Annotated in this window: 28 protein-coding genes and 1 tRNA gene; 6 read left to right on the forward strand and 23 right to left on the reverse strand. The window is 72.6% G+C overall.

Annotation, left to right across the window (positions count from 1 at the left end; all coding sequences use genetic code 11):
• The first annotated feature begins 88 nt into the window (after window positions 1-88).
• The 4 genes from DEJ16_RS00100 to rbsD are packed head-to-tail and all read left to right on the forward strand — an operon-like array spanning window position 89 to window position 3,421.
• Window positions 89-1,060 (forward strand): ABC transporter permease, encoded by a 972-nt coding sequence (locus DEJ16_RS00100; protein WP_110823910.1) that lies wholly within the window; start codon window positions 89-91, stop codon window positions 1,058-1,060.
• A gap of 50 nt (window positions 1,061-1,110) precedes the next feature.
• Window positions 1,111-2,064, forward strand: a complete 954-nt coding sequence (locus DEJ16_RS00105) for a substrate-binding domain-containing protein (protein WP_110823909.1) — start codon at window positions 1,111-1,113, stop codon at window positions 2,062-2,064.
• On the forward strand, window positions 2,061-3,041 hold the full coding sequence (locus DEJ16_RS00110; RefSeq protein ID WP_220032701.1) for a ribokinase: 981 nt from the start codon (window positions 2,061-2,063) through the stop codon (window positions 3,039-3,041). The genes DEJ16_RS00105 and DEJ16_RS00110 overlap by 4 nt, the downstream gene beginning before the upstream one ends.
• Complete coding sequence (gene rbsD / locus DEJ16_RS00115) at window positions 3,038-3,421, forward strand: D-ribose pyranase (RefSeq protein ID WP_110823908.1); 384 nt, start codon at window positions 3,038-3,040, stop codon at window positions 3,419-3,421. Before DEJ16_RS00110 ends, rbsD begins: the two co-directional genes overlap by 4 nt.
• A gap of 17 nt (window positions 3,422-3,438) precedes the next feature.
• Here the strand turns inward: rbsD and DEJ16_RS00120 are convergent, their stop codons facing one another.
• The 7 genes from DEJ16_RS00120 to DEJ16_RS00150 all read right to left on the reverse strand — a co-directional run bounded on the left by DEJ16_RS00120 (window position 3,439) and on the right by DEJ16_RS00150 (window position 7,360).
• Window positions 3,439-3,948, reverse strand: coding sequence for a DUF3592 domain-containing protein (locus DEJ16_RS00120; RefSeq protein ID WP_181419390.1), 510 nt, complete (start codon window positions 3,946-3,948; stop codon window positions 3,439-3,441).
• Window positions 3,949-4,070: 122 nt separating this feature from the next.
• Window positions 4,071-4,625, reverse strand: a complete 555-nt coding sequence (locus DEJ16_RS00125) for a GNAT family N-acetyltransferase (RefSeq protein WP_110823906.1) — start codon at window positions 4,623-4,625, stop codon at window positions 4,071-4,073.
• A gap of 94 nt (window positions 4,626-4,719) precedes the next feature.
• A complete protein-coding gene (locus DEJ16_RS00130) occupies window positions 4,720-5,280 on the reverse strand; it encodes an MOSC domain-containing protein (RefSeq protein WP_110823905.1) in 561 nt (186 codons plus the stop codon).
• Window positions 5,281-5,364: 84 nt separating this feature from the next.
• Window positions 5,365-5,598, reverse strand: a complete 234-nt coding sequence (locus DEJ16_RS00135; RefSeq protein WP_258365712.1) for a hypothetical protein — start codon at window positions 5,596-5,598, stop codon at window positions 5,365-5,367.
• 66 nt (window positions 5,599-5,664) lie between these two features.
• A tRNA-Pro gene (locus DEJ16_RS00140) sits at window positions 5,665-5,738 on the reverse strand.
• A gap of 138 nt (window positions 5,739-5,876) precedes the next feature.
• Window positions 5,877-6,527 carry a hypothetical protein gene (locus DEJ16_RS00145; protein WP_110823904.1) on the reverse strand — a complete coding sequence of 217 codons (651 nt, stop codon included), beginning with the start codon at window positions 6,525-6,527 and terminating at the stop codon, window positions 5,877-5,879.
• Entirely contained in the window at window positions 6,524-7,360 is an 837-nt protein-coding gene (locus DEJ16_RS00150; protein ID WP_110823903.1) for an endonuclease/exonuclease/phosphatase family protein, read from the reverse strand. The genes DEJ16_RS00145 and DEJ16_RS00150 overlap by 4 nt, the downstream gene beginning before the upstream one ends.
• A gap of 69 nt (window positions 7,361-7,429) precedes the next feature.
• On the opposite strand from DEJ16_RS00150, the gene DEJ16_RS00155 reads away from it, so the two are divergent.
• Window positions 7,430-8,893, forward strand: coding sequence for a hypothetical protein (locus DEJ16_RS00155; protein ID WP_110823902.1), 1,464 nt, complete (start codon window positions 7,430-7,432; stop codon window positions 8,891-8,893).
• 71 nt (window positions 8,894-8,964) lie between these two features.
• Complete coding sequence (locus tag DEJ16_RS00160) at window positions 8,965-11,160, forward strand: ATP-dependent DNA helicase RecQ (RefSeq protein ID WP_258365715.1); 2,196 nt, start codon at window positions 8,965-8,967, stop codon at window positions 11,158-11,160.
• A 70-nt stretch (window positions 11,161-11,230) separates the two neighbouring features.
• Here DEJ16_RS00160 and DEJ16_RS00165 read toward each other — a convergent pair whose 3' ends face one another.
• From DEJ16_RS00165 to DEJ16_RS00235, 16 genes are all read right to left on the reverse strand, one after another.
• On the reverse strand, window positions 11,231-12,106 hold the full coding sequence (locus DEJ16_RS00165; protein WP_110823901.1) for an oxidoreductase: 876 nt from the start codon (window positions 12,104-12,106) through the stop codon (window positions 11,231-11,233).
• A 78-nt stretch (window positions 12,107-12,184) separates the two neighbouring features.
• On the reverse strand, window positions 12,185-12,715 hold the full coding sequence (locus DEJ16_RS00170; RefSeq protein ID WP_258365716.1) for a hypothetical protein: 531 nt from the start codon (window positions 12,713-12,715) through the stop codon (window positions 12,185-12,187).
• Window positions 12,716-12,913: 198 nt separating this feature from the next.
• The gene (locus tag DEJ16_RS00175; RefSeq protein WP_146232767.1) at window positions 12,914-13,465 is read right to left on the reverse strand and encodes a hypothetical protein; all 552 of its coding nucleotides are present in this window, start codon (window positions 13,463-13,465) and stop codon (window positions 12,914-12,916) included.
• 177 nt (window positions 13,466-13,642) lie between these two features.
• Complete coding sequence (gene der / locus DEJ16_RS00180; protein ID WP_110823898.1) at window positions 13,643-15,163, reverse strand: ribosome biogenesis GTPase Der; 1,521 nt, start codon at window positions 15,161-15,163, stop codon at window positions 13,643-13,645.
• Window positions 15,164-15,235: 72 nt separating this feature from the next.
• Window positions 15,236-15,931 (reverse strand): (d)CMP kinase, encoded by a 696-nt coding sequence (gene cmk / locus DEJ16_RS00185; RefSeq protein ID WP_110824031.1) that lies wholly within the window; start codon window positions 15,929-15,931, stop codon window positions 15,236-15,238.
• 161 nt (window positions 15,932-16,092) lie between these two features.
• On the reverse strand, window positions 16,093-17,232 hold the full coding sequence (locus tag DEJ16_RS00190; protein WP_375232120.1) for a prephenate dehydrogenase: 1,140 nt from the start codon (window positions 17,230-17,232) through the stop codon (window positions 16,093-16,095).
• Window positions 17,233-17,326: 94 nt separating this feature from the next.
• On the reverse strand, window positions 17,327-18,079 hold the full coding sequence (locus tag DEJ16_RS15880; RefSeq protein ID WP_258365797.1) for a pseudouridine synthase: 753 nt from the start codon (window positions 18,077-18,079) through the stop codon (window positions 17,327-17,329).
• 521 nt (window positions 18,080-18,600) lie between these two features.
• Window positions 18,601-19,503: a hypothetical protein gene (locus tag DEJ16_RS15885; protein WP_258365717.1), complete on the reverse strand. Its 903-nt coding sequence runs from the start codon at window positions 19,501-19,503 to the stop codon at window positions 18,601-18,603.
• On the reverse strand, window positions 19,500-20,234 hold the full coding sequence (gene scpB / locus DEJ16_RS00200) for an SMC-Scp complex subunit ScpB (RefSeq protein WP_110823895.1): 735 nt from the start codon (window positions 20,232-20,234) through the stop codon (window positions 19,500-19,502). Before scpB ends, DEJ16_RS15885 begins: the two co-directional genes overlap by 4 nt.
• Complete coding sequence (locus DEJ16_RS00205) at window positions 20,224-21,117, reverse strand: segregation and condensation protein A (RefSeq protein ID WP_375232119.1); 894 nt, start codon at window positions 21,115-21,117, stop codon at window positions 20,224-20,226. Before DEJ16_RS00205 ends, scpB begins: the two co-directional genes overlap by 11 nt.
• Window positions 21,101-21,979: a ParA family protein gene (locus DEJ16_RS00210; RefSeq protein WP_110824029.1), complete on the reverse strand. Its 879-nt coding sequence runs from the start codon at window positions 21,977-21,979 to the stop codon at window positions 21,101-21,103. The genes DEJ16_RS00205 and DEJ16_RS00210 overlap by 17 nt, the downstream gene beginning before the upstream one ends.
• 106 nt (window positions 21,980-22,085) lie before the next feature.
• Window positions 22,086-22,916 carry an SseB family protein gene (locus tag DEJ16_RS00215; RefSeq protein WP_110823894.1) on the reverse strand — a complete coding sequence of 277 codons (831 nt, stop codon included), beginning with the start codon at window positions 22,914-22,916 and terminating at the stop codon, window positions 22,086-22,088.
• 3 nt (window positions 22,917-22,919) lie between these two features.
• On the reverse strand, window positions 22,920-23,666 hold the full coding sequence (priA, locus tag DEJ16_RS00220) for a bifunctional 1-(5-phosphoribosyl)-5-((5-phosphoribosylamino)methylideneamino)imidazole-4-carboxamide isomerase/phosphoribosylanthranilate isomerase PriA (RefSeq protein ID WP_110823893.1): 747 nt from the start codon (window positions 23,664-23,666) through the stop codon (window positions 22,920-22,922).
• Window positions 23,667-23,686: 20 nt separating this feature from the next.
• Window positions 23,687-24,325: an imidazole glycerol phosphate synthase subunit HisH gene (hisH, locus tag DEJ16_RS00225; protein ID WP_110823892.1), complete on the reverse strand. Its 639-nt coding sequence runs from the start codon at window positions 24,323-24,325 to the stop codon at window positions 23,687-23,689.
• Window positions 24,322-24,924, reverse strand: a complete 603-nt coding sequence (gene hisB, locus DEJ16_RS00230) for an imidazoleglycerol-phosphate dehydratase HisB (RefSeq protein ID WP_110823891.1) — start codon at window positions 24,922-24,924, stop codon at window positions 24,322-24,324. Before hisB ends, hisH begins: the two co-directional genes overlap by 4 nt.
• On the reverse strand, window positions 24,921-26,027 hold the full coding sequence (locus tag DEJ16_RS00235) for a histidinol-phosphate transaminase (protein ID WP_110823890.1): 1,107 nt from the start codon (window positions 26,025-26,027) through the stop codon (window positions 24,921-24,923). Before DEJ16_RS00235 ends, hisB begins: the two co-directional genes overlap by 4 nt.
• Window positions 26,028-26,058: the final 31 nt, after the last annotated feature.

Here is a 26,058-nt window from a genome sequence, read left to right on the forward strand (position 1 = left end):
CCCCACTCCGCACGGCGCACCCCCACCGGACCTCCCGCCGCCGTCCCCTCCCCCGCGTACAGCGCAGTACCTCCCAGAAAGCACCCGCATGTCATCGACCACAGTGAAGGCCCCGTCGCGGTCCTCCTCGTTCACGAAGTTCCTCGCGAACAACGGCGCCCTCGTCGGCCTCGTCGTGCTCTGCATCGCGCTCTTCATCGCGACGCCCGACTTCCTCACCGGCCGGAACCTCCTCAACATCGGCATCCAGGTGTCGACCGTGGCGGTGCTCGCGTTCGGCGTGACGTTCGTCATCGTCGCCGGCGGCATCGACCTGTCCGTCGGGTCGGTCGCCGCCCTGTCCGCGATGGTCTCCGGCTGGTTCTTCGCCACCGCAGGGCTGCCAGGGTGGCTCGCCCTCGTCGGCGGGCTCGTCGCGGGACTCGCCACCGGCGTCGTGAACGGCCTCGCGAGCGCCTACGGCAAGCTGCCGTCGTTCATCGCGACCCTCGCCATGCTCAGCGTCGCCCGCGGCCTGACCCTCGTGCTCTCCGACGGCAAGCCGGTCCCCACGTCCCCCCAGGTGTCGTTCCTCGGCAGTGACATCGGCCCGGTCCCGGTGCCGATCATCGTCCTGGTGCTCGCCGCACTCGTCGCCTCGTTCATCCTGAACCGCACCGTCATCGGCCGCAGCATGTACGCCGTCGGCGGCAACGCCGAGGCCGCACGCCTGTCCGGCCTGCCGGTCAAGCGCATCGTCGTCGTCGTCTTCGCCCTGTCCGGCCTGTTCGCCGCACTCGCCGGTCTCCTGCTCGCCGGCCGACTCGACTCCGCGCAGCCGCAGGCCGCCAGCGGGTACGAACTCGACGCGATCGCCTCGGTCGTCATCGGTGGCGCCTCGCTCGCCGGTGGTGTCGGTCGGATCTCCGGCACGTTCATCGGTGCACTCGTCCTCGTCGTCATCCGCAACGGCCTGAACCTGCTCAACGTCAGCTCGTTCTGGCAGCAGGTCGTCATCGGCCTGGTCATCGCGATCGCCGTCGGCTTCGACGTCCTGCGCCGCAAGACGCGCAGCAGCTGACCTCCCACTCCTCCTCCCTCCCCCACACCACCAGCACAAAGGAACCAACGATGAAGTTCTCCTCCTTCCAGAAGGTCGCCACCGTCGGCGTCGTCGCCGGCCTGGTCGTCCTCGGCACCGCCGGGTGCAACCGCACGAGCACCAGCGGCGCGGCCGGCGGCGGCAGCGACACCAAGGTGACGCTCGCCCTCTCCACGCTCAACAACCCGTTCTTCGTCGAGGTCCGCGACGGCGCGAAGGCCGAGGCGAAGAAGCAGGGCGTCACGCTCGACGTCGTCGACGCCCAGAACGACTCCGCCCAGCAGGCGAACCAGCTGCAGACCGCCTCGAGCGGCAGCACCGACGCCGTCATCGTCAACCCGGTCGACTCCGACGCCGCCGGCCCGAGCGTGACCGCGCTCAACAAGGCCGACATCCCCGTCATCGCCGTGGACCGCACCGTCAACGGCGCCGACGTCGACTCCTTCATCGCGAGCGACAACGTCGCCGGGGGCAAGCAGGCCGCCGACGACCTGGCGAAGGCCATCGGCGAGAAGGGCGAGATCCTCGTCCTGCAGGGCCAGGCCGGTACCTCCGCCAGCCGTGACCGCGGCAAGGGCTTCGCCGAGGGCATCAAGGAGTACCCGGACATCACGGTCGTCGGCAAGCAGACCGCGAACTTCGACCGCGCCACCGCGCTCGACGTCACGACCAACCTGCTGCAGGCACACCCCGACGTCGTCGGCGTCTTCGCCGAGAACGACGAGATGGCCCTCGGCGCGATCAAGGCGCTCGGCGCGAAGGCCGGCAAGGACGTCAAGGTCGCCGGGTTCGACGGCGAGGCCGACGGTCTCAGCGCCATCGAGGACGGCACGCTCAGCAGCACCGTCGCGCAGCAGCCGGCGAAGCTCGGCGCCCTCGCGGTCGACCAGGCGATCAAGGCCGCCTCGGGCAAGGCGGAGAAGACCGTCCAGGTCCCGGTCGTGTCGGTGACCAAGAGCAACGTCGGAGACTTCACCAAGTGAGCCGCTCCACCGGAACCGTGGTCGTCGTGGGTTCGCTCAACGTCGACCAGGTCGTGACCGTCGAGCGGCACCCGTCGCCCGGCGAGACCCTCGTCGCGACCTCCATGTCCCTGCTGCCCGGCGGCAAGGGCGCCAACCAGGCCGTCGCCGCCGCCCGTCGCGGTGCTCCCACCGCCATGGTGGGGAGCGTCGGACGGGACGGCTCGGCGCAGGTCGCCACGAGCCTCCTGGCCGACAGCGGGGTCGACGTCACGCACGTCCGTGCCGTCGACGCCCCCACCGGGCTCGCGACCGTCACCGTCGACCGGAGCGGCGAGAACACGATCGTCGTCGTCCCGGGCGCCAACCGTGCCACCGACCGGGAGGCCCTCCTCACCGCCGCCCCGGTCGTCGCGTCGGCCGCGGTGGTCGTCCTGCAGGGCGAGATCCCGGCAGACGGCATCGCCGCCGCCGCGGAACTCGCGACCGGACGGGTGCTCCTCAACCTGGCGCCCGTCGTGCCCGTCGACCGGGAGGTCGTGCTCGCGGCCGACCCGCTCGTGGTGAACGAGCACGAGGCGGCACTCGTCCTCGCGCAGCTCGACCCCGGTGCGCACGTGCCGACGGACGAACCCGCACTGGTCGCCGCGCTGCGTGCACTCGGTGTGCGGAGTGTCGTCGTGACGCTCGGCGCGCGGGGTGCACTCGTGGCGGACGGGACGGACGACCTCGTCGCGGTCCCGTCCCCGCGGGTGACCGCGGTCGACTCGTCGGGTGCGGGCGACGCGTTCGTCGGTGCCCTCGCTGCCGGGCTCGCAGCCGGGGACTCCCTGCTCGACGCCGCGCGGCAGGCCGTCCGGGTCGGGGCGTTCGCGGTGCAGGGCGTGGGGACGCAGCCGTCCTACCCGACGCTGGACAACGTGCTGCCCTCGGTCGACCTGCAAGACGGGTCGGCTGCTCCGGCTGCTCCGGCTGCTCCGGCCGGGGGTGCGTCGTGAAGAAGGGCGGCATCCTCAACGCCGAGCTGAACGCCGGTCTCAGCCGGCTCGGCCACGGTGACCTGGTCGTCGTCGCGGACTGCGGCCTGCCGATCCCGCCCGGCGTGCCGGTCGTCGACCTCGCGCTCGTGCACGGGGTGCCCCGGTTCGTGGACGTCCTCGACGCCCTGCTCGGGGACGCCGTCTTCCAGGAGTGCATCGCCGCGACCGAGGCCGCCGGGACCGAGGCCGACCGGTGGCTCACCGACCGGTTCCCGGAGCGACGTGCGGTGTCGCACGAGGAGCTCAAGACGATGTCCGCGGACGCCCGCCTGTTCGTTCGCACCGGCGAAGCCACGGCCTTCGCGAACGCCGTCCTCGTCTGCGGCGTCCCGTTCTGACCGGGGTCCCGGCCGGGTCATCCCCTCGGCCGGGACCGCCACCACTCCCGCGCTGTCCCGAGCGGCTTCGCGAGGGCCGTCCGGCGACGGTGCGCGTGAGCCCGCCGGACGGCGACCGGCACGCCGATCGCGAGGAACACCGCTCCCGTTGCACCGACGACGGCACCGATCCGGACCTGTCGTTGCAGGCTCGCGCGAGCGCCCGCACCCGCCAGGGCGATGGTGCGACGGTCGTCGGGGTCGATCAACACGGTCAGACGCTGCCCACGCTGGTAGCGCTCGCGCGCCGTGCTCGCGTACCCACGCAGCGGAGTCGTGGACGTGACGCCGTCGATCGTCTGCCGGGTGACGGGCCAGTACTCGGTCCAGCTCCCACCGCGGTGACCGGTGTGGTGCTGTTCCTCGACCGCGACGACGACTGCGGACACCGTCCTTCCACGCTCGTGCAGGTCCGTGTTCTGCCGCAGCGTCGCGATGTCCCCGGGCAGGGTGAACACGACCGGCAGGACCGCGAGGAATCCGATCACCACCAGCCAGCGTGGCCAACCCACGCGGACGCTCTCCCCGGTTCCGCGCCAGAACCGGGCCCAGGTCATCGGCTGCCGCGGTCGACGTGGGCGGCGGCGCCGCTTCCTCGGCTTCGGCACGGCTACCTCCCCGCTGGGTCAGTGGCGCGAGCACCGTGGTGGTCGCTGGCGGCGCGCTGGTCACCGTGGGCACGGCGGGTGGGAAGGTCGCGCCGGTAGAACACGAGTGACCGACGGCGGTCGACCTCCGCCAGGCCGTTCGACTCGAGGACACGCTGCGACGCGGTGTTCGTCACGTCCGTGTCCGCCACCGCGACCCGCGCGCCGCAGACGGCCGCGCGGTCGAGAGCCAGTCCCACTGCCTCCGTCGCCAGACCGGCGCCCCGAGCCGACGGGACCAGGCCGTACCCGAACTCGACCGTCCCCGATGCATCCGGCGGGCCGAAGAAGCCGAACCCGCCGACGGCGAGACCATCCGACGTTCGCCTGACGAGGTACATCGTGAAGTCGGGGTCCACCTCCGACGCGGTCGCCAACGACCGCAGTGGGTCGAGCTCATCCGCGAAGGGGTACTCGGCGTGCCAGTCATCACCGGGACGCTCGTCACGCGCGACGACACGAGCCGCGAGTTCCGGCGTGATGGGTTCGAGCGTCGCCAGCGCCCCGTGCAGGATCACGCGTCGATTCTCGCAGGGCCGACGGTGCAGTCCTCGGTGACGCGATCGACAGGACACGAACCAGCGACCCAGCGCCGGTCCCTGCGGGCCGCGGTCACACCGGGCCGAGCGGCTGGTGGTCGCCCGCCGGGTTCTCCACGCGGATGGGATCACCGGCCCGGACCGTTCCGCCCGAGACGACGACTGCCATGACGCCGCCTCTGCGTCGCACCGAGCCGTCTTCGGCGCGACCCAACACCTCGCGGAGGAGACCGGGCTCGAAGTCGTTGATCTGCTGGCACGGGTTCCGCAACCCGGTCACGCGGACGCAGGCGTCGGCTCCGAGGTGGAGCAGTGCACCGGTCGACAGTCCGAGGAGGTCGATCCCCCGCGTCGTGATGTTCTCGCCCATCTCGCCCGGCGCGACCGCGAAGCCGACCTCAGCCACCTCGTCGAAGAGCTCGGCGTGGATCAGGTGCACTTGGCGCAGGTTCGGCTGCAGCGGGTCCCGAGCCACACGCGATCGGTGCTGCACCGTGCGTCCCGCATGTGCGTCACCCTCGACGCCCAGGCCCTCGACGAGCGTCACCTCGTCCACGACGGGTTTGCTGAAGTCGTGGCTGCTGTCCCTGCTCACCGCGACCACCCGTGCTCGGTCTCCGCGTTCCCCCGTCATGTGGTGATCCTGCCCCAGGCGTGCGAGCGACGGCAACACCGCGACCCGGGTGACGCGGAGGCCGGCCCCGCGATGGATGGTCGCCTACCGCGCGGACGAGAGGGCGACGGCGTCGTGCGACAAGGCGGCGAACTGTCGGCCGGGGTAGCGCAGTCCGGCGAAGTACATGTTCGTGTGGGCCACTATCTGCTCGCCGGTGATGGCCACTCCGTCGTGCTCGGCGTCTGTCGTCGTGTGGGCGTCGGCGACCAGCGTCACGTCGTACCTCCCGCCGTGGCGGAAGTGCCACCCGGACGCGGCCGAGTTCGCACCCGTCACCGAACGAGAATCGCGTCAGGAGAACGAAGAAGCCCCGACGGAACTCGGTTCCGTCGGGGCTGTCGGTCGGGCTGACAGGATTTGAACCTGCGACCCCTTGACCCCCAGTCAAGTGCGCTACCAAGCTGCGCCACAGCCCGTGAGTCCGTACGGACCCAGACCCCGTGTCCACGAAGGACACTGCAGGCCCTGCTCCCCACCCGACCGAGCGCGGAGCAGCCCAACCAGCATAGCGGAAGCGCGAGCCCCACCGCGCCACGGCCCGCAGCCCGCGCGCGTCAACCCTGCGTGTGCAGCGCCGACGTGCCCTCGCGGCGAGCGCCGACACCCTGGGCAGCGTGACCAGGTCGGACGACCCGCCGCTCCCGCGACAACCACGGCAGTGCGAACCCGGCGAGCAACGCGCCGGCCCCGTCCGCGGCCAGGTCGCCGATGGTGTCGTCGTAGCCGACGACGATCGTGTCGTCGACGAAGTTGTGCCCGAGCCACTCGCCGATCTCCCACACGGAGCCGATCGCCATCCCCGCGGCGAGCGCCACGAGGGCGGAGAGCAGCACCCCGGCACGCGGGGCCGAGGCGATGACCCCGACGTCCGAGGCGATGACGTAGAGCAGCCCGGCGAGCAGGCCGACCAGGATGACGTGCACGACCTTGTCCCACAGGAACACGGTCGTGTACCAGTCGAGCATGCTGCTCCATGCGGCGACCAGGCTCAGCAGGACCACCGCTGCGTCGAACGTCGGGCGGAGTCCGAGCATGCGCGGGACGACGGCGCCGAGGAGTGCGAGCGCCATCACGGCGAACGCCACCGCGCCCCATCCCACGGCGGCGACGGGCACGCTGACGAGCGTCACGATCCGGAGCACGTCGGCGGCCCAGACGGCGCCGTGCGGTCGGCGGAGGAACGTCAGCCCGAGGGTGGCGATCACGCGCTCGCTCCGAACGACAGGACGGCGTGCACGGCGAGGTGGTCCGAGGGCCACACTCCCCCGGGCCGCCTGGTGGACACGGCGACGCGGGACACGACGGCCGTCTCGGTCGCGAGCACGCCGTCGATGCGTGGCCGGTCGGCGCGGGGCTCCCGGTACGCGGCGTACGTCCCGACCTCCGGCGTTTCCGGACGGGAGGCCCGCCCCCAGGTGTCGGGGACACTTGCGTCCGCCAGCGCACGCCACGGCGCGGATCCTGCCGCACTGTTGAAGTCGGCCATCACGACGGCCGGCAGCGCGGACTCGGCCACGATCCTGCCGAGGAGTTGCGCAGACCGGAGCCGCGCCCACGGCGAGACGACGTCGAGGTGCGTCGCCAGGGCGAGGAAGCGTCCGCCGGTGGCGTGGTCGTCGAGGACCACGCCGACCGCGTGGCGGGGGAAGGCGGTGGCCCAGGCGCGGCTGCCGGGGCGGAGCGGTCGGCGGGAGAGCGCCCACGAGCGGCGTTCGACGACGGTGCAGCGCTCGGTGTCGACGAGGACCCCGACGGCCTCGCCGTCGCCGTGGCGGTCCCGCCCGAGGAGGACGGCTTCCCACCGTTCGCCGATGCCGGTGGCGAGGTCGACCGCCTGCGGGCGCAGGGCCTCCTGGACGGCGAGCACGGTCGGCTGCTCGGAGGCGACGAGCGCGACGACGGCGTCCCGTCGGTGCTCCCACGCGTCCGGGTGCCCGGCAGGGCGAGGCACCTGGCGGCGAAGGTTGAGGGTCATGCAGTGCAGATCGGGAGGCGACACCGGCCCGATGGTCGGTCGGTCGTCGGCCTGTCGGAGCATGCTCCCGTTCTACCGACCGGACTGACCCGGTTCCCAGGCTGGCCGTCGTCCGGCTCCTATGGTGGCTCGATGCGTTCCCGACCCGTTCGTCCTCTGCTCGCGCTCGCGGTGACCGGCCTCGTCCTCGGTGTCACCGCCTGTTCCGGTGCCGCGCCGGACCCGCGGCCGACCCTGGCCCGTGCGGCGTCCGACGCTGTCACGGTCGTCGCGCAGGACTCCGCCGCCGAGCGGTCGGTCCGGACGAGTCGGGGGTTGTTCCGGTCGGCTCCCGGTGCGGTCGTGGCGCCGGCGGACGACGCCGACGCGGTGCGGCGGGCGGCGAGCGCCGCGGTGCGCGCGCACGTCCCCGCGCTCCTCGTGGGCGCGGGACCGGAGGCGGTCGACGCCGAGCTCGAGCGGCTCGACGCGTCCTGGTACCAGGCGGTCGGCAGGGTCTCGCTCGACACGGACGTCGCCGAGCGGGACGCGCCGGAAGGAGGCCAGCGGGCGGAGGCGGAGCGGGCCTCCCGGCAGACGGTGCTCGTGGCGGACCGGTCCTCGGACGCCGCGGCCGTGGCGACCGCGCGGGCTGCCGGTGCCCAGCTGGTGGAGATGCCCTCGGGCGTGTCGGACCCTGCCGCGTCGGGCGACGTCGTGCGCGCGCTGCACGCTGCGGAGGGTCGGCCGACGCTGCTGCTCGGCGCCGCCTTCGCGGACCTCCGCGACCCCGAGTGGGTCGTCCGGGCGGCGCAGACCGGGTACCGGATCGGCGACGGCGGCCAGCGGCCCTTCGACGGACACCGGTACACGGCCCTGTACGGCGCTCCGGGCGCGCCCGTGCTCGGGGTGCTCGGCGAACAGGACCCGGCGGCGAGCGTGCGGCGGGCCAAGGCCCTCGCGCGGGAGTACCGCGGGATCTCCGACGTGCCCGTGACGCCCGCGTTCGAAGTGATCGCGACCGTCGCCGCCGGCGAGGCCGGAGCGGACGGCGACTACTCACGCGAGCTGCCCGTGTCCACCCTCGAGCCGTACGTCGACGCGGCCCACGAGGCCGGCATGCCGACGATCATCGACCTGCAGCCCGGGCGGAGCGACTTCCTCTCCCAGGCGCAACGGTACGAGTCGCTGCTGCGGCGGCCGGACGTGTGGTTGGCGCTCGACCCGGAGTGGCGACTCGGGCCCGACCAGGTCCCGCTCGAGCAGATCGGCTCGGTCGGTGCGCGGGAGGTGGACGAGGTGTCGGCGTGGCTCGCGGAGCTCGTCCGCCGGCAGGGGCTGCCGCCGAAGGCACTCGTGTTGCACCAGTTCCGGTCGTCGATGATCGCCGACCGCGGCTCGCTCACCTCGCACCCGGAGCTCGACCTGCTCGTGCACGTCGACGGGCAGGGCGCGCAGCCGGACAAGCAGGCGACTTGGAAGGCGCTGCACGAGGGCGGTCCGGAGGGGCTGCACTGGGGGTGGAAGAACTTCCACGACGAGGACTCGCCGATGCTGACGCCGGAGCAGACGATGGCCGAGGTGGAGCCGACCCCGTCGCTGGTCACCTACCAGTGAGTGGTCGCGGGTCCTCCACAGCCTTGTGGCTCGTGGCCGGGTTCGTCGGTCGGTCCTGACAGCATGGGGGCATGCGTTCACCTGCTGCCTCCTCCGTCCCGCCTGCTGCGGGGGTCGCGTCGTCGGCCGGCCCGGCACCGTCGGCCGGTCCGGCACCGTCCGCTGCGATCGCCGCCGAGGCGCAGGAGGCCCTGCAGGCCCTGACCGGTCGGGTCGACGCCGTCTTCCACCCGGGGCAACTCGAGGCGATCTCCGCGCTCGTCGAGCACCGGCAGCGCGCCCTCGTCGTGCAGCGCACCGGGTGGGGCAAGTCGGCCGTCTACTTCCTCGCCACCCTGTTGCTCCGGCGCCGGGGCGGCGGGCCGACCGTGCTCGTGTCGCCGCTGCTCGCGCTCATGCGGGACCAGGTCGCAGCGGCCGCGCGGGCCGGGGTGCGAGCGGTGTCCATCAACTCGGCGAACGCGCACGAGTGGACCGAGACGCAGGCCGCCCTCGCCCGTGACGAGGTCGACGTGCTCCTCGTCTCCCCCGAGCGGCTCAACAACCCGAAGTTCCGCGACGAACAGCTGCCGGCGCTCATCGGGCGGATGGGGATGCTCGTCGTCGACGAAGCGCACTGCATCTCCGACTGGGGGCACGACTTCCGACCCGACTACCGGCGCCTGGCCGAGCTGATCCGCTCCCTGCCGCACGGTGTCCCGGTGCTCGCGACGACGGCGACCGCGAACGAGCGCGTCGTCGAGGACGTCGCCGAGCAGCTCACCGCCGGCCCCGAGGACCCGGTGTTCACCATCCGTGGGTCGCTCGCCCGGGCCTCGCTGCGGCTCGGCGTGCTCACACTGCCCGACGCCCGCGCCCGGCTCGGCTGGTTGCTCGCGCACCTCGGCGACCTGCCCGGCAGCGGCATCATCTACACGCTCACGGTCTCGGCGGCCGAGGACATCGCCCGCCTGCTGCGCGAGTCCGGGTACGCCGTCCGCGCGTACACCGGCCGGACCGACAACGAGGAACGCGAACAGCTCGAAGGGCAGTTGAAGGGCAACGAGCTGAAGGCCCTGGTCGCGACGAGTGCGCTCGGCATGGGGTTCGACAAGCCCGACCTCGGTTTCGTCGTGCACATCGGCGCGCCGTCCTCGCCGGTCGCCTACTACCAGCAGATCGGTCGTGCGGGCCGCGCGACGGACAACGCCGACGTGCTGCTGCTGCCCGGACGCGAGGACCAGGAGATCTGGCAGTACTTCGCGAGCGCGTCCATGCCGACCGAGTCGCGCGCCTCGGCCGTGCTCGGTGCACTCTCCCCCGACAGCGCCATGTCGACCGTCGCACTCGAAGGGCTCGTCGACATCAAGCGGTCGACGCTCGAACTCCTGCTCAAGGTGCTCGACGTCGACGGCGCCGTCCGTCGTGTCGGCGGCGGCTGGGTCACGACCGGCCGCCCGTGGGAGTACGACGCCGCCCGCTACGAGCGCGTCGCCGCTGCCCGTGCCGCCGAGGCCGGGTCGATGCTGGCGTACGAGTCGACCAGCGCGTGCCGGATGCAGCTGCTCCAGCAGGACCTCGACGACCCAACGGCCGAGCCGTGCGGCCGGTGCGACAACTGCGCCGGCGCCTGGTACCCGACGGACGTCTCCGACGCGGACCGCTCCGGTGCCGCCACCGCGCTCGACCAGGTCGGCGTCGAGATCGCCCCGCGTGCGCAGTGGCCCTCGGGCATGGCGTCCCTCGGGGTCGCGGTGAAGGGCAAGATCCCGGCCGGGGAACTCGTGGCCCCGGGCCGGGCGGTCGCGCGACTCACCGACCTCGGGTGGGGCGGGCCGCTCCGGGCGCTGTTCGCGACCGGCACCCCGGACGGCCCGGTGTCCCGCGAACTCGTCGAGGGCTGCGTCCGAGCGCTGAAGGACTGGCCGTGGGAGGTCCGACCGACCGGCGTGGTGGCGCTGTCCTCGCGCTCCCGCCCGCAGCTCGTCGGCTCGCTCGCGCAGGCCCTGTCCTCGATCGGGCGACTGCAGCACCTCGGCACCCTGGACCGCGACGGCGGCGTCCCGCGCGGCGACGGCGCGACGAACAGCGCCTACCGGTTGTCCGGCGTCTGGGACACCTTCGTCGTCGGCCCGGAGCTGGCCGCCGCACTGCAGGCAGACGAGGGGCCGGTGCTGCTCGTGGACGACCTGGTCGACAGCCGGTGGACGATGACGGTCGCGGGTCGCGAACTCCGCCGGGCCGGAGCGTCCGCCGTGCTGCCGTTCGCGCTCGCCACCGTCGCCTGACCGACCGCCACTGACGAACGGCCGGGAGGGGCGTGGCGGGGTCGTCACGCGCCTCCCGTCCGTCCGGCCGCTACGCGACCGTCCCGATCGCGTCGAGTTCCGCCACGGCGTCGTCCGGCAGCACGAACCCGGCGGACGCGACGTTGTCCCGGAGGTGCGCGACCGACGAGGTCCCCGGGATGAGCAGCATGTTCGGCGACCGCTGGAGCAGCCATGCCAGGGCGACCGTGAGCCGCGACACCTCCAGGCGCGCCGCGACCCGGTCGAGTGCCCCGGACTGGATCGGCGAGAACCCACCGAGCGGGAAGTACGGCACGTACGCGATGCCCTGCGACGCGGTGAGGTCGACGAGGGCGTCGTCCTGTCGGCGGGCCACGTTGTACATGTTCTGCACGCAGACGATCGGCACGTAGCTCTGCGCCTCCGCGAGCTGCTCCGCGCTGACGGTCGACAGACCGATGTGCCGGACGAGCCCCTCCTCCTGCAGGCGGGCGAGTGCCTCGACCTGCGGGGCGATCGAACCCGGCTCCGGGGCGTCGAACCCGCCCATGCGGATGTTCACGACGTCGAGCCGGTCGAGTCCGAGGGTGCGGAGGTTCTCGTGCACCTGCGCGACGAGGTCGTCGGGCTCTCGGGTCGGCACCCAGTTGCCCTTCGCGTCTCGGACCGACCCGACCTTCGTCACGATGTGGACGTCCTCCGGGTACGGCGCGAGTGCTTCGCGGATGAGCTCGTTCGTGACGTGCGGGCCGTAGAACTCGGCGGTGTCGATGTGCGTGATGCCGAGGTCGACGACGGTCCGGAGCACCCGGACGGCCTCGTCGTGGTCGGCAGGCGGTCCGAACACGTGCGGCCCAGCCAGCTGCATGGCGCCGTACCCGACGCGTGTCAGGTCGAGGTCGTCAGCGATGCGGTAAGTGCCGCCGGGGAGGGAGGTGGTGGTCATACGACCCACGATGCTCCTCGTGGTCCGGGCGACGCGCATCCTCGGTGGTCCTGGGGTACGCGGTCGGGTCCGCCCCGGCTACCGTGCGTCGCGGCGGGCCGGCTTCGGGAAGGTGCGCCGCATGTGGTCGCTCGTCAGCACGTCCCCGATCCCGACCATGAGGACCGAGAAGACGATCTGCTCGATGACCATCCAGAACGGGTACAACCCGGGGATCGCCGCGATCACCAGCGTCACGATCGGGAAGACCCGGCTGAACAGCCGCAGCCGCTGGTACGCCCAGTAGTACCCGAGCTGCGCCCGCCACGCGAACACGTACAGCGTCAGGGTGATGAGCAGCACGACCGTCGCGCGGAACCAGACCGCCCACGGGACGTCCTGGCCGGCCCGGGTCAGGAGCACGGCGACGAGGACCGCGGTCAGTCCGACGACGGTCTCGGCGACGAGCAGCCAGCGGATCCAGCGGAACGACCGGACGATGTCCGGGTGGGCGAGCATGTCCTCCCGGATGACGTAGCCGCCCTGCCGTCCGCCTGCGAGGCGGTCGAGCCGCAGTCGCGTCCACGCGCGGTCCGCTCGCGCGGAGAGGGCGGGCGGGGGCGGCGTCACCGTCCCATGGTGCCCCATCCGGCTACGTCGCGGGGCAACCGGATCCGTGACGGGGCCAGCGGATCTGCGGCGGGGCCAGCGTGTTCGCGGCGGGGCCACGGGAGGGGGTCCGCGACGCGGCCACCAATCCTCCTTCGGACGAGCGGTCGGGCGCTGCCACCGATCCCGCGCGCACCACAGCGCGCACGGCTGCCCCGGTCAGGAGACGGGCAGCAATTCCGCTCCGCCGAGCACGGCACCGGTGCCGGCGTCGACGAGCAGGACGGAGTGCACCACCGACGGCAGGTCCTGCGGGTCGACGATGACCAGCACGGGGTGTTCGCCGTCCGGCGTGAACGAGCCGAAGTCGGCCGGAACGTCGTCACCGGTCCACCGTGCTCGGTCGGTCCCCACGACGTCACCCGAGGACAGCTGGACCCGCACGGCACCGACGTGCGACCCGGTCGCCCCGGACCCCGCATCGACCCGGACACCGGTGAGGGTGATCTGGACGACCTGTTCCCCGACGACCTCGAGGCGGACGGTGCCCCGGACGTCACCTCGGATCGGAACGAGGTCGCCCGCGATCGGCAGAGCCCGTCGCCACCAGGGAGCCGACGCCTGCCCGTCGTCGACGGGCAGTCCGGTCGCGGCGTCGACCACGGTCGTGTCACCGCTGGGAGCAGCACCGGCGCCCGCGCCAGCGCCGGACGGGACGACCGTCGCGTCGGACGTCGGCTCGTCCGGGATGAAGCCGTGGCCGATGGCCATCCGGGGTCCGTCCGTGCTCGGGGACGGCGACGGCGTGGACGCCGACGTCCGGTCATCCGGAGCGGACCGCAGCGCGACCGCGCCGACGCCGACCGCGACGAGCAGGACCAGCCCCGCCACGAGGGGCGACCGACGCGGTGACGTCGATCGCTCCCCTCGCGGCGCGGCCATGACCGGTCAGCGCTTCCGGCGCTCGCGGACGCGCATGTTGACGATGATCGGGGTGCCGTCGAAGCCCCAGACCTCGCGGAGGCGCCGTGTGATGAACCGGCGGTACTGCGGGTCGAGGAACGCCGACGTGAACAGCACGAAGGTCGGCGGCTGGGTCGACGCCTGCGTGGCGAACAGGATGCGCGGCTGCTTGCCACCGCGGACCGGGTGCGGGTGCTCCTGGACGAGTTCGGCGACGAAGGCGTTGACCTTGCCGGTCGGGATGCGGGTGTCCCACGACTCGAGTGCGGTCTCGAGCGCCGGCACGAGCTTCTCGAGGTGGCGTCCGGTGCGGGCGGAGATGTTCACTCGCGGAGCCCAGGTGACGTGCGCCAGGTCCTGCTCGATCTCACGCTCCAGGTAACGGCGGCGCTCGTCGTCGAGCAGGTCCCACTTGTTGTAGGCCAGGACGAGTGCGCGCCCGGACTCGAGCACGAGGTCGATGATGCGGAGGTCCTGCACCGACACCGGTTCGGTCACGTCGAGGACGACGACGGCGACCTCGGCCTTCTCGAGGGCGGCGGTCGTGCGGAGCGAGGCGTAGAAGTCGGCACCCTGCTGCATGTGCACGCGCTTCCGGATGCCGGCGGTGTCGACGAAGCGCCAGGTCTTGCCACCGAGTTCGACCTGCTCGTCCACCGGGTCACGGGTCGTCCCCGCGAGCTCGTTGACGACCACGCGCTCCTCGCCGGCGGCCTTGTTGAGCAGCGAGCTCTTGCCGACGTTCGGGCGGCCGAGGATCGCCACGCGACGCGGGCCACCGATCTCCTGCTTCGCGACCGCGGACACGTCGGGCAGCGTCGCGATGATGAGGTCGAGGAGGTCCGCGACACCGCGACCGTGCAGGGCCGAGACCGGGTGCGGCTCGCCGAGGCCGAGGTTCCACAGCGCGTGGGCCTCGAGGTCGCGGCGCTCGTCGTCGGACTTGTTCGCGACGACGATGACCGGACGGTCGGTGCCGCGCAGCATCTTCACGACGTGCTCGTCGGTCGCGGTGATGCCGACCGTGACGTCCACGACGAAGAGCACCGCGTCGGCGAGGTCGATCGCGACCTCGGCCTGGGCGGCGACGGAGGCGTTGATGCCCTTCGCGTCGGGCTCCCACCCGCCGGTGTCGACGATGGTGAACCGCTTGTCGTTCCACTCGGCCTTGTAGCTGACGCGGTCACGCGTGACACCCGGGGTGTCCTGCACGACGGCTTCACGCCGCCCGAGGATGCGGTTCACGAGCTGCGACTTGCCGACGTTCGGACGCCCGACGATCGCGAGCACCGGCAGCGCCGGCAGGTACGCGACGCCGTCGACGCCGAGCTTGCCGGCTTCGAGGAGCGCGATGTCCTCCTCGTCGAGGTCGTAGTCCTCGAGCCCGGCACGGAGCGCGCTCGCACGCTGGTCCGCTTCGGCCTCGTCGATGTCGGCGAGCCGCTCGCCGAGGGAGTCGTCGTACTCGGGGAAGTCGTCGTCGCTTCGGTCGTCCAGCTGCGCCATGGTGGTTTCCTTGCCGGCGGCCGGTCGGCCGCGTGTTCGTGGTTCACGTGCGGCCGTGTGGCCGCCTCGTCGTCAGTTCGTGGCCGAGCGGGCCAGGTCGACCACCGCCTGCACGGTCTGGTCGAAGTCGAGGTCGGTGGAGTCGAGGGTGGTGACGCCGTCGGCGGCGTTCATGAAGTCGACGACCTTCGCATCGGCAGCGTCCCGACGGGCGAGGGCGGCCGAGGTCTCTTCGGCCGACTGGGTCGTGACCTCTGCCGACCGACGTGCCATCCTAACGGATTCGTCGGCGGTCAACAGGATCCGGACTTCGGCGTCCGGTGCGACGACCGTCGTGATGTCACGGCCCTCGGTGATGATGCCCTGTCCGTCCGCCTTCCGCATGACCTGCCGGAAGAGCGCGACGAGCTTCGCGCGCACGTCGGGCAGCTTCGCGATGTGCGCGACCGCCGCCGTGACCTCGGGCGTCCGGATGGCGTCCGTGACGTCGACACCGCCGACGCGCACGAAGTAGTGGTCGGGGTCGGTGCCGATCTCGTAGTCGAATTGGTCCCAGCTGGCCAGGACCGCCGCCGGGTCGTCGAGGTCGACGCCGAGCTGCAGGGCGTGCCAGGCGAGTGCACGGTAGGCGGCGCCGGTGTCCTGGTACCCGAAGCCGAGCACGCGGGCAGCGGCGCGGGACACGCTCGACTTGCCGCTGCCGGCGGGACCGTCCACGGCGATGACGAACTTCGCGACGAACGCGCCGGCGGGCAGCCCTGCGGGCATCGGGTCACGCGTGGAGCCGAGTTCACCGGCGCCCTGGCCGTCCGGACCACCGGTGACGTCGCCGCCGAGGGGTCCGGGCTGGTCGACAGGGGTCGGCAGTCCGGCGTCGGGGCCGTCCGGGCCCCCGGTCACACCGGACTCGAGTGCGGTGTCGTGCTCGTTCAGGCCCATGCTGCTGCGATCCTCCATCCGCGACCCTCGAGTTCCTCGACGAGTCGCTGTTCGTGCTCGGGGACGACCGACACCTCGACGATGCCGATCTGCGCCCGTGGCGAGTGCTCGAGGTGCAGGTCCTCGAGGTTGATGCCGAGCTCCCCGATGGTGGTGAGGAGCGCGGCGAACTGTCCGGGACGGTCGTCGATGAGGACGACGACACGGGCGAACCGGGCGGTGGAGCCGTGCTTGCCGGGCAACCGCTCGACACCCCGGTTGCCGGACGCGATGGTCTCGGCCAGGCTGCGGGGCGACCCGGGGGCCGCGGGGTCGGTGAGCGCGTCGATCACCCGGTCGAGCTCGTCCCGCAGGTCGGTCAGCACCGGTCGGATGTGTGCGGCGTTCGCGCCGATGATCTGCACCCACAGACCCGGGTCGCTCGCGGCGATGCGCGTGACGTCGCGCACCCCGCCGCCGGCGAGCCCGAGGGCCTCGCCCGGAGCGTCCCGGAGTCGGGAGGCCATGAGCGTCGACACCAGTTGCGGGACGTGGGAGACGACGGCGACCGCCTGGTCGTGGGCTGCGGGGTCCATCGGGACGACGGTCGCGCCGAGGTCGAGCGCCAGGTGCTCCACCGGGGCAGCTCGCTGGTGGGTGATGTCGTCGTGTCCGGCGATCACCCACGGACGGCCGATGAACAGGTCGGCCCGAGCGGCGGTCGGCCCGCTGCGTTCGCGGCCGGCCATCGGGTGCGAGCCGATGTAGCGCGAGACGTCGGCACCGACGGCACGGAGTCGTTCGAGTGGCCCGGACTTCACGCTCGCGACGTCGGTCACGACGGCGTCCGGGAAGGCGGCGAGTTCGCGTTCCACGACGCTGGCCGTGACGTCCGGCGGCACCGCGACGACGACGAGCTCCGGCGCGTCACCCGGTGCAGGACGGCGTCCGGCGCCGTAGTCCACGGCGAGCGCCAACGCGGCCGGGGACACGTCGTCCAGGATGACGTCCACTCCCTTGTCCCGCAGGGCGAGGCCGATCGACGCGCCCAGCAGGCCGGTCCCGACGATCCGCACCGGCCCGCGGAGTCGCCGGTCGATCCCCGACGACACTCGGTCGTCGGGGAGGGCGGGCGGAGTGGCTTCGGTCACGCCGCAAGCCTAGCGAGCGGTGCGGCCCGGGAACGGGACGGCGCCGGGCCTGTGGGGAACTCCCCCACCTGCGCCGGCGCCGTCCGTGAGCCGGTCAGTCCGTGCTTTCCGCCTCGTCGTCACCCGTGCGGGTCCCCGCGGTCCGCGCGATGCCGAGCAGCTTGCCGAGCTCGACGGTGGTGAGTTCCCGCACCTGGCCCGGCGCGAGGCTGCCGAGCTGGAGCGGTCCGAAGGACCGTCGGACGAGTTCGAGGACCGGGTGCCCGATCGCCTCGAGCATCCGCCGGACGATGCGGTTGCGGCCGGAGTGCAGGGTGATCTCGACCAGGGACTCCCCGCGCGACGACTCGAGCAGGCGCGCCTTGTCGGCGGCGATCGGTCCGTCCTCCAGGTCGATGCCGTCGAGCAGCAGCTGCAGCGTGGAGGGCGTCATCGTGCCGTCGACCTTCGCGACGTAGGTCTTCGTCACGCCGAACGACGGGTGGGCCAGCACGTGCGCGAGTGCTCCGTCGTTCGTCAGGATGATCAGGCCGGCCGTGTCGTAGTCGAGGCGGCCGACGTTGAACAGGCGCTCCTCGAACCGGTCGACGAACTGGGACAGGTCCGGGCGGTCGTGCTCGTCCTGCATGCTCGAGACCACGCCGGTCGGCTTGTTGAGGACGACGTACCGCCGCGAGGTGTCGGTCTGCACCGGCACACCGTCGACGGCGACCTCGTCGGTGTCCGGGTCGACGCGGCGACCGAGCATGTCCGCCACCTCGCCGTTCACCGTCACGCGCCCTTCGGCGATGAGGTTCTCCGCGACACGACGGCTGGCGACGCCGGCAGCGGCGATCACCTTCTGCAGACGCTCACCGCCCTCCTGGAGGTCCGGCTCGCCTCCGTCGGTCGTCGTCCCGTCCGCCGGGTCCCAGTCCGGGATGATCGGGCGTTCGGGTGTGCCCTCGGCGGGACGACCCTCGTCGTCGCGTTCCCCGGCGGGCAGGGGCGTCGTGCGCTTGCGTGCGGGGTCGTTGCGCGGGCTGGTCGTGCCACCGACGTAGCGGCGGCCGTTGTGCCAGACGCTGCTCGGGGCGCCGTCCGGGCTCCGGCGGTCGTCGCGGCGCGCGTCGCCGCCACGCTCGGCACCCCGGTCGTCCGACCGACGGGTGGCCCCGCGGTCGTCACGGCCGCGGTACCCACCGCGCTGGTCATCGCGGCCGCCGCCGCGGAAGTCACGTCCCTGGTGTCCGCCACGCTCCGCGCCACGGTCGTCGCGCGGCCGGTCACCACCGCGGTACCCACCGCGCTGGTCGTCACGGGCGCCAGCGCCGGGCCGACGGTCGGAGTCGTCGCGGCGCACGAATCGGCCGCCGTCATCGTCCCGACTCACGAAGCCGCCACGGTCGTCCGAGCGACGGTCGGAGCTGCGCGCGTCACGGTCCGGACGTCCGCGGAAGCCACCGGAAGACCGGTCGTCACCGCCGCGGTACCCGCCGGAACGGTCGTCACGCCCTCGGAAGCCACCGGAGGACCGGTCGTCACCGCCGCGGTACCCACCGGTCGGACGGTCGCCGCCCCGGTCGTCCCGCCCGCGGTACCCACCGGTCGGACGGTCGCCGCCTCGGTCGTCCCGCCCGCGGTACCCACCGGTCGGACGGTCGCCGCCACGGTCGTCCCGCCCACGGAACCCACCGGCCGAGCGGTCGCCGCCCCGGTCGTCGCGCCCGCGGTACCCACCGCGGTCCGAGGAGCCGCGGTCATCCCGCCCGCGGAACCCACCGGCCCCGCGGTCGCCGCCACGGTCGTCCCGCCCACGGTACCCACCGGCCCCGCGGTCGTCGCTCCCGCGGTACCCGCCCCGGTCGCCGGCACCACGCTCGTCGCGACCGCGGTACCCACCGCGGTCCGAGGAGCCGCGGTCGTCGCGCCCGCGGTACCCGCCCGTCGAGCGGTCCCCACCGGCACGGTCGTCGCGCCCGCGGTACCCACCGGCACCCCGGTCGTCGCCGCCGCGGTACCCACCACGGTCGCCACCAGCACGGTCGTCGCGCCCGCGGTAGCCACCGCGGTCACCGGCACCCGCACCACGGTCGTCGCGCCCGCGGTAGCCACCGCGGTCACCCGCACCCGCACCACGGTCGTCCCGCCCGCGGTACCCGCCGGAACCGGCCCCGTCGCGTCCGCGGGGTGCGTCGTCACGGCGGCCCGCGCCTCCCGGCCGGCCACCGCCAGCGCGTCCGGGGCCGCCGCGGCGGTCGTCGTCTCGTCGTGGTCTGTCGTTCTGGTCAAACCCGGCCATCGGGGATCCCTTCGGTCTGCCCGAAGCCGTCCGCGCCGTCCTCCAGGAGGGGCGAGATGAGCGGAAGCTCGTCGAGCGAGTTGATGCCGAGCTGCTGGAGCAGCAACTCGGAGGTGACGTAGTTGATGGCGCCGGTCTCGGAGTCGGTGAACGACTCCTCGATGAGGCCGCGCGCGACGAGGGTCCGGACCACGCCGTCGACGTTGACGGCCCGGATCGCGGCGATCTGGGAACGGGTGATCGGCTGCTTGTAGGCGACCACGGCCAGGGTCTCGAGGGCTGCCTGGGACAGCCGTGCCGGACGCTCGGCCTCGACGAACTGCTCGACGACGGCGTCGAGTTCCGAGCGGACGTAGAAGCGCCAGCCGCCGCCGACCTCGCGGAGCTCGAACCCGCGGCGGACCGTGCCGTCGACGCCGTCGAAGTCGGCCACCAGGCGGTCGACCGCCTGCCGGACGACGGCCACCGGTTCCCCGACGGCGGCGGCGAGTGCCACGAGCGACTGCGGCTGGTCCGCGATCATCAGGATCGCTTCGAGTTGACGGTCGACCGACGCCTCGACGGGAGGCGCGGCGTGAGCGGGCGCGTCGGCTCGTGCCGCTGCGGCAGCACGGAGCTCGGCTTCCAGGGCTCGGGCATCCTCGATCTCGTCCGAGCCACCCGGCTCGGCGGACCCACCGGCGCGGGCGCGAGCACCGCGAGCGTGCACGTCATCCGTCATAGTCGGCTCCCAGGTTCGCGAGGCTCTCGTCCGTCCAGTCGAGCGCGGTCCACCGGAGGATCAGTTCCCCGAGTGGTTCGAGTTGCTCGAACGAGATGGAGGCGTTCCGGTACAACTCCAGGATCGCGAGGAAACGAGCCACCACGATACCCGCCTGGTCGACGCCCGCGATCACCTCACGGAACGTCACGTCCGGCGACCCCTCGTCGGCGCGGGTGCGCAGGAGGGACACGACGATGGCGGCCTGCTCCCGGATGCTCACGGCGGGGGCGTGCAGGTGGTCGAGCCCGACGGTCGGGATCTCCCGCGGGGCGAACGCCAGTGCCGCCAGCGCCGCGAAGTCCTGCACGGAGAGCGTCCACACCAGCTCCGGGGTCCGGGCGCGGAACCGTTCCTCGAGCCGGACGCTCCGGACGTGCCGTCGGGACTCGGTCGCCCAGCGGTCGCCAAACCAGTCCGCGGCCTGCTTGAACGCCCGGTACTGCAGCAGCCGTGCGAAGAGCAGGTCGCGGGCCTCGAGGAGTGCCACGTCCTCGGCGTCCACGAGTTCGCCCTGCGGCAGCAGTCCGACGATCTTCAGGTCGAGGAGCGTCGCCGCGACGACGAGGAACTCACTCGCCTCGTCGAGTTCGTCGCTCGACTCGGCCTGTCGCACGTACGCGATGAACTCCCCCGTGACCGCGCTGAGGGCGACCTCGGTGATGTCGAGCTCGTGCTTCGTGATGAGCGAGAGCAGCAGGTCGAACGGTCCGTCGAAGTTGCTGAGACGCACCCGGAACCCGGGTGCCGTCGTGGTGCCGACCGGCGCGTCGCGCTCGTCGTCGACGGGTCCGGGCGCGCCGGACGGGAGGCTCGTGGCCGATTCCTCAGGCGACGGCGCCACGCTGGACGAGCTCTCGTGCCAGCGACCGGTAGGCGTGCGCCGCGGCGTGGTCCGGAGCCGTCTGCGTGATCGGACGCGCGGAGACAGTGGCGTCGGGGAACTTGATCGTGCGGCCGATGACCGTGTCGAGGACCCGGTCACCGAAGGTCTCGACGACCCGCTCCATGACCTCCCGCGAGTGCAGCGTCCGTGCGTCGTACATGGTCGGGAGGATGCCGTCGAGCGTCAGGGCCGGGTTGAGCCGGTCGCGCACCTTGTCGATGGTCTCGATGAGCAGCGCGACACCGCGGAGGGCGAAGAACTCGCACTCGAGCGGGATGAGCACACCGTGCGCGGCCGTCAGGGCGTTCACGGTCAGGAGGCCGAGCGAGGGCTGGCAGTCGATGAGGATGACGTCGTAGTCGTTCGACACCTTCCGCAGCACGCTCGCGAGGATCTGCTCCCGGGCGACCTCGTTGACCAGGTGCACCTCAGCCGCAGACAGGTCGATGTTCGCCGGGATGACGTCGAGCAACGGCACGTTCGTCGGCTGGATGACCTGGTTCGGGTCCTTCACGGCGCCCATGAGCAGGTCGTAGACGGTGGGGATGTCGTGCGTCCGGACGCCGAGGCCGGCGGAGAGGGCACCCTGCGGGTCGAAGTCGACCGCCAGGACCTTCCGCCCGTACTCGGCCAGCGCGGCACCGAGGTTGATGGCGGTGGTGGTCTTGCCGACCCCGCCCTTCTGGTTGCACAGGGAGATGATGCGCGCCGGACCGTGGCCGTCCAGCTCGTCCGGCACGGGGAACGCCCGCACGGGCCGACCGGTCGGACCCGTGACGATGTCGCCGGTACCGGAGGCTGTCGTCGGGATGCTGCTCACCCGGCCATCGTACCGGCGCACCCGCGGCTCACCGGGCCGCACCGCCGAGCGGGTGGACCCGCGGGTCGGACCGGACACGGGCCTCCCGGTCGTCGGAGGGCCGTGATCAGGCGGCGCGGAGGGCGACGCGCATGCTGTCGACGCGTTCCGCGATCACCGGATCGGTGGCCCACCGCTGCTGCAGGCGCCCGACCAGTTCCGTCACCTGCTCGCGGTCGAGCCCGGCGATGAGTCGCAGGCCGACCGTGAGCTCGGGCCCGGCGAACCGGGAGAGCGGGTCCCCCGGTGACAGCTCGACCCGGACCACGGCCGGTTCGGTCTCGATCGTGCCGGCGAAGGCCCGCGCGACCTCGGGGTCCTCGGAGCACGGCGTCCAGGGCAGGTCCTGCCCGAGCGCCCACACCGCGGGCCGCCGCAGGACGAACTCGGTCGCTGCCGTGGGGTCGAGCACGACGAGTTGCGTGTCATCGCTCGCCGCGGCCATCGCCACCCGGCGGGACTCGACCGGGATCGGACGGGCATCGGCGTCCCAGGCGCGCATCGCCTCGACCGAGGTGAAGGCGGGCATGACGGCTCGGCCGTCCGGGCCGGCCACGGTCACGATCGACAGTTCCTGGGTCTTGTCGACGGTGCGCCCGTCCAGGGTCTCCCCGACGTCGCCCGCTTCGGCGACGAGCGGGATGAGCAGACGTGCCGAGCGGAGGGCGTCCACGACGGCGCCGTGCGGGCCTCCCGAGGCGACCGCGGTGATCGCGGCGACGAGGTCCGGGTCGGCCAGCCCGTCGTCCTCGGCGAACGTCGTGTCGTGTGCGTCGAACGTGCGACCGGCCCAGGGGTTCCCCGCGGAGTCGGCGGTGTGGTCGTGCGCCGCGTGCTCCTCGGCGGTCCGGTCGTCGGGTTCCGGACCCGTGCCGCGGCCATTCGAGATCCCCGCCACGGACTACTCCGAGGCGATGTCGAGCGCGGCCGGGAGCGTGAACGCCCCCGAGTACAGCGCCTTGCCGATGATCGCGCCCTCGAGACCGTGCGGCACGAGTTCGCGGAGCGCACGCAGGTCGTCGAGCGTCGAGATACCGCCCGAGGCCACCACGGGCTGGTCGGTCCGGTCGCACACCTGGCGCAGCAGGTCGACGTTCGGGCCCTGCAGCGTGCCGTCCTTCGTGACGTCGGTGACGACGTACCGGGCGCAGCCGGCGTCCTCGAGCCGGTCGAGCACCTCCCAGAGGTCGCCCGCGTCCTCGGTCCATCCCCGGCTGGCGAGGGTGGTGCCGCGGACGTCGAGCCCCACGGCGATCTGCTCGCCGTACTGCCCGATGACCCGCGCGGCCCAGTCGGGGTTCTCGAGGGCGGCCGTGCCGAGGTTGACCCGGGCGGCACCGGTGGCGAGGGCGGCCTCGAGCGAGGCGTCGTCGCGGATGCCGCCGGAGAGCTCGACGGAGACGCCCTCGACCTCGCGGACGGCGTGCGCGATCACCCTGCGGTTGTCGCCACGACCGAACGCCGCGTCGAGGTCCACGAGGTGGATCCACTCCGCCCCCTGGTCACGCCAGGTGCGGGCCGCGACGACGGGGTCGCCGTACCCGGTCTCGCTGCCGGCTTCGCCCTGGGTGAGGCGCACGGCCTGACCGTCGACGACGTCGACGGCCGGCAGCAGGACGAGGGGCTGGGTGGTGGAGAGCTCGGTCATGGTCCCGTCGGGATCGGGGGTCACAGCGACGAGACCCAGTTGCGGAGGAGGCGGATGCCCGGCTCGCCGGACTTCTCCGGGTGGAACTGCGTGGCGCTCAGTGGGCCGTTCTCGACCGCGGCGATGAACCGTTCCCCGTGCTCGGCCCAGGTGAGCTTCGGCGCACGGAACGGCCCGTACGCCTCGAGCGGGAAGTCGGTGACGCCGTAGGAGTGCACGAAGTAGAAGCGCTCGTCGCGGAGGCCGTCGAACAGCACGGAGTCCTCCGGGGCCTCGACCGTGTTCCAGCCCATGTGCGGCAGGACCTCGGCCTCGATCGGTTCGACGACGCCCGGCCACTGCCCGAGGCCCTCGACGTCGGCACCGCGCTCGACGCCGCGCTCGAACAGGACCTGCATGCCGACGCAGATCCCGAGCACGGGGCGCCCACCGGCCAGGCGGTGGTCGACGATCTCGCCGCCGCGCACCCCCTCGAGCTGGTCGACGACCGCGGCGAACGCACCGACACCGGGGACCAGGAGTCCGTCGGCCTTGAGCGCGGCCTGCTTGTCGTTCGAGAGCGTCACGTCGGCGCCGGCGCGCTCGAGCGCCTTCGCGGCGGAGTGGACGTTGCCGGAGCCGTAGTCCAGGACGACGACGTTCGGCCGGGTGGTGCTCACAGCGTGCCCTTCGTGGACGGGATGCCGTCGACGCGCGGGTCGAGTTCGACGGCGCGGCGCATGGCCCGGGCGAAGGCCTTGAACTCGGCCTCCGCGATGTGGTGGGGGTCGCGGCCGTCGAGGACGCGGACGTGGACCGTGATGCCGGCGTTCATCGTGATCGCCTCGAACACGTGCCGGACCATGGACCCGGTGAAGTGTCCGCCGATGCGGTGGAACTCGAAGCCGGCGGGCTCTCCGGTGTGGACGAGGTACGGACGACCGGACACGTCGACGACCGCCTGCGCCAGGGCTTCGTCGAGCGGGACGAGGGCGTCGCCGTAGCGGCCGATGCCCGCGCGGTCGCCGAGCGCCTGCCGGAGCGCCTGCCCCAGCACGATGCCGGTGTCCTCGACCGTGTGGTGCACGTCGATGTCCGTGTCGCCGGAGCTCTGCACGCGCAGGTCGATCAGGGAGTGCTTGCTGAACGCCGTCAGCATGTGGTCGAAGAACGGCACGCTCGTCGCGATCTCGGACTTCCCGGTGCCGTCGAGGTCGAGCGACAGGGACACGGTCGACTCGCTCGTCGAGCGGGTGATCTCGGCGGTGCGCGCGGTCATGCTGCAACCCTAACGGGCGGCTGCTCGGCGGCGACCGCGCGCATGGCGTCGAGGAAAGCGGTCGTCTCCTCCGCCGTCCCGGCGCTCACGCGGAGGTGGTTCGGGATGCCGAGGTCGCGCACGATCACGTCGCGCTCGAGCAGCGACTCGAACGCTGCCCGCGGGTCGGCGACCCCGCCGAACAGCACGAAGTTCGACCAGGTCTCGTGCGGCTGGTACCCCATCGCGCGCAGTTCCGTCACCATGCGGTCGCGCTGCCCGCGGATGTCGTCGACCATGCGCAGCATCTCCGGGGCGTGCCGGAGGGCGGCGACGGCCGCGGCCTGGGTCAGGGCGGACAGGTGGTACGGCAAGCGCACGAGGCGGAGCGCGTCGATGACGGCGGGGTCCGCGGCGAGGTAGCCGACCCGGGCGCCGGCGAAGGCGAAGGCCTTGCTCATGGTGCGGGACACGACCAGGCGCTCCCGACCGGGCAGGAGGGTGAGCGCGGTCGGCTGCCCGACGGGCATGAACTCGGCGTACGCCTCGTCGACCATCACGATGCCGTCGGTCGCGTCGTACACGGCCTCGATCGTGGCGAGCTCGAGTGGCGTCCCGGTCGGGTTGTTCGGCCCGCAGAGGAAGACGAGGTCCGGCCGGTGGGCGGTGACCGCGGCCACGGCCGTCTCCGGCGAGATCCGGAATGCATCGTCACGCTCGGCGGGGATCCAAGCGGTGCCGGTCCCCGACGCGATGATCGAGTGCATCGAGTAGGTGGGCGGGAACCCGAGCACGCTCCGCCCCGGGCCACCGAAGGCCTGGAGGAGCTGTTGGATGACCTCGTTCGAGCCGTTCGCCGCCCAGATCGACTCCGGTCCGAGTCCGTGCCCGAGGTACCCGGCGAGTGACTCCCGCAGCTCGGTGAACTCGCGGTCCGGGTAGCGGTTGACGGTCGTCAGCGCTCGGCGGATCGAGGCGACGATGTCCTCCGCGACGTCCTCCGGGACGGGATGCGTGTTCTCGTTGACGTTGAGCTGCACGCGGACGTGCTTCTGCGGGGCGCCGTAGGGGCTCTGCCCGCGCAGGTCGTCTCGGATGGGGAGGTCTTCGAGCGTGGTTGCCACCGATCCATCGTAGGCCGCGTCGCCTCGGGGC

Source organism: Curtobacterium sp. MCJR17_055, assembly GCF_003224335.1.
GTDB lineage: Bacteria > Actinomycetota > Actinomycetes > Actinomycetales > Microbacteriaceae > Curtobacterium.

Excerpts from the sequence above, each read along its gene's own strand:
- DEJ16_RS00160 (WP_258365715.1), top strand. The coding sequence starts at position 8,965 with ATGCGTTCACCTGCTGCCTCCTCCGTCCCGCCTGCTGCGGGGGTCGCG.
- DEJ16_RS00100 (WP_110823910.1), top strand. The coding sequence starts at position 89 with ATGTCATCGACCACAGTGAAGGCCCCGTCGCGGTCCTCCTCGTTCACG.
- DEJ16_RS00175 (WP_146232767.1), bottom strand. The coding sequence starts at position 13,465 with ATGGCCATCGGCCACGGCTTCATCCCGGACGAGCCGACGTCCGACGCG.
- DEJ16_RS00150 (WP_110823903.1), bottom strand. The coding sequence starts at position 7,360 with ATGCTCCGACAGGCCGACGACCGACCGACCATCGGGCCGGTGTCGCCT.
- der (WP_110823898.1), bottom strand. The coding sequence starts at position 15,163 with ATGGCGCAGCTGGACGACCGAAGCGACGACGACTTCCCCGAGTACGAC.
- scpB (WP_110823895.1), bottom strand. The coding sequence starts at position 20,234 with ATGACGGATGACGTGCACGCTCGCGGTGCTCGCGCCCGCGCCGGTGGG.
- DEJ16_RS00165 (WP_110823901.1), bottom strand. The coding sequence starts at position 12,106 with ATGACCACCACCTCCCTCCCCGGCGGCACTTACCGCATCGCTGACGAC.
- DEJ16_RS00105 (WP_110823909.1), top strand. The coding sequence starts at position 1,111 with ATGAAGTTCTCCTCCTTCCAGAAGGTCGCCACCGTCGGCGTCGTCGCC.
- cmk (WP_110824031.1), bottom strand. The coding sequence starts at position 15,931 with ATGCCCGCAGGGCTGCCCGCCGGCGCGTTCGTCGCGAAGTTCGTCATC.
- DEJ16_RS00130 (WP_110823905.1), bottom strand. The coding sequence starts at position 5,280 with ATGACGGGGGAACGCGGAGACCGAGCACGGGTGGTCGCGGTGAGCAGG.
- DEJ16_RS00155 (WP_110823902.1), top strand. The coding sequence starts at position 7,430 with ATGCGTTCCCGACCCGTTCGTCCTCTGCTCGCGCTCGCGGTGACCGGC.
- priA (WP_110823893.1), bottom strand. The coding sequence starts at position 23,666 with ATGACCGAGCTCTCCACCACCCAGCCCCTCGTCCTGCTGCCGGCCGTC.
- hisB (WP_110823891.1), bottom strand. The coding sequence starts at position 24,924 with ATGACCGCGCGCACCGCCGAGATCACCCGCTCGACGAGCGAGTCGACC.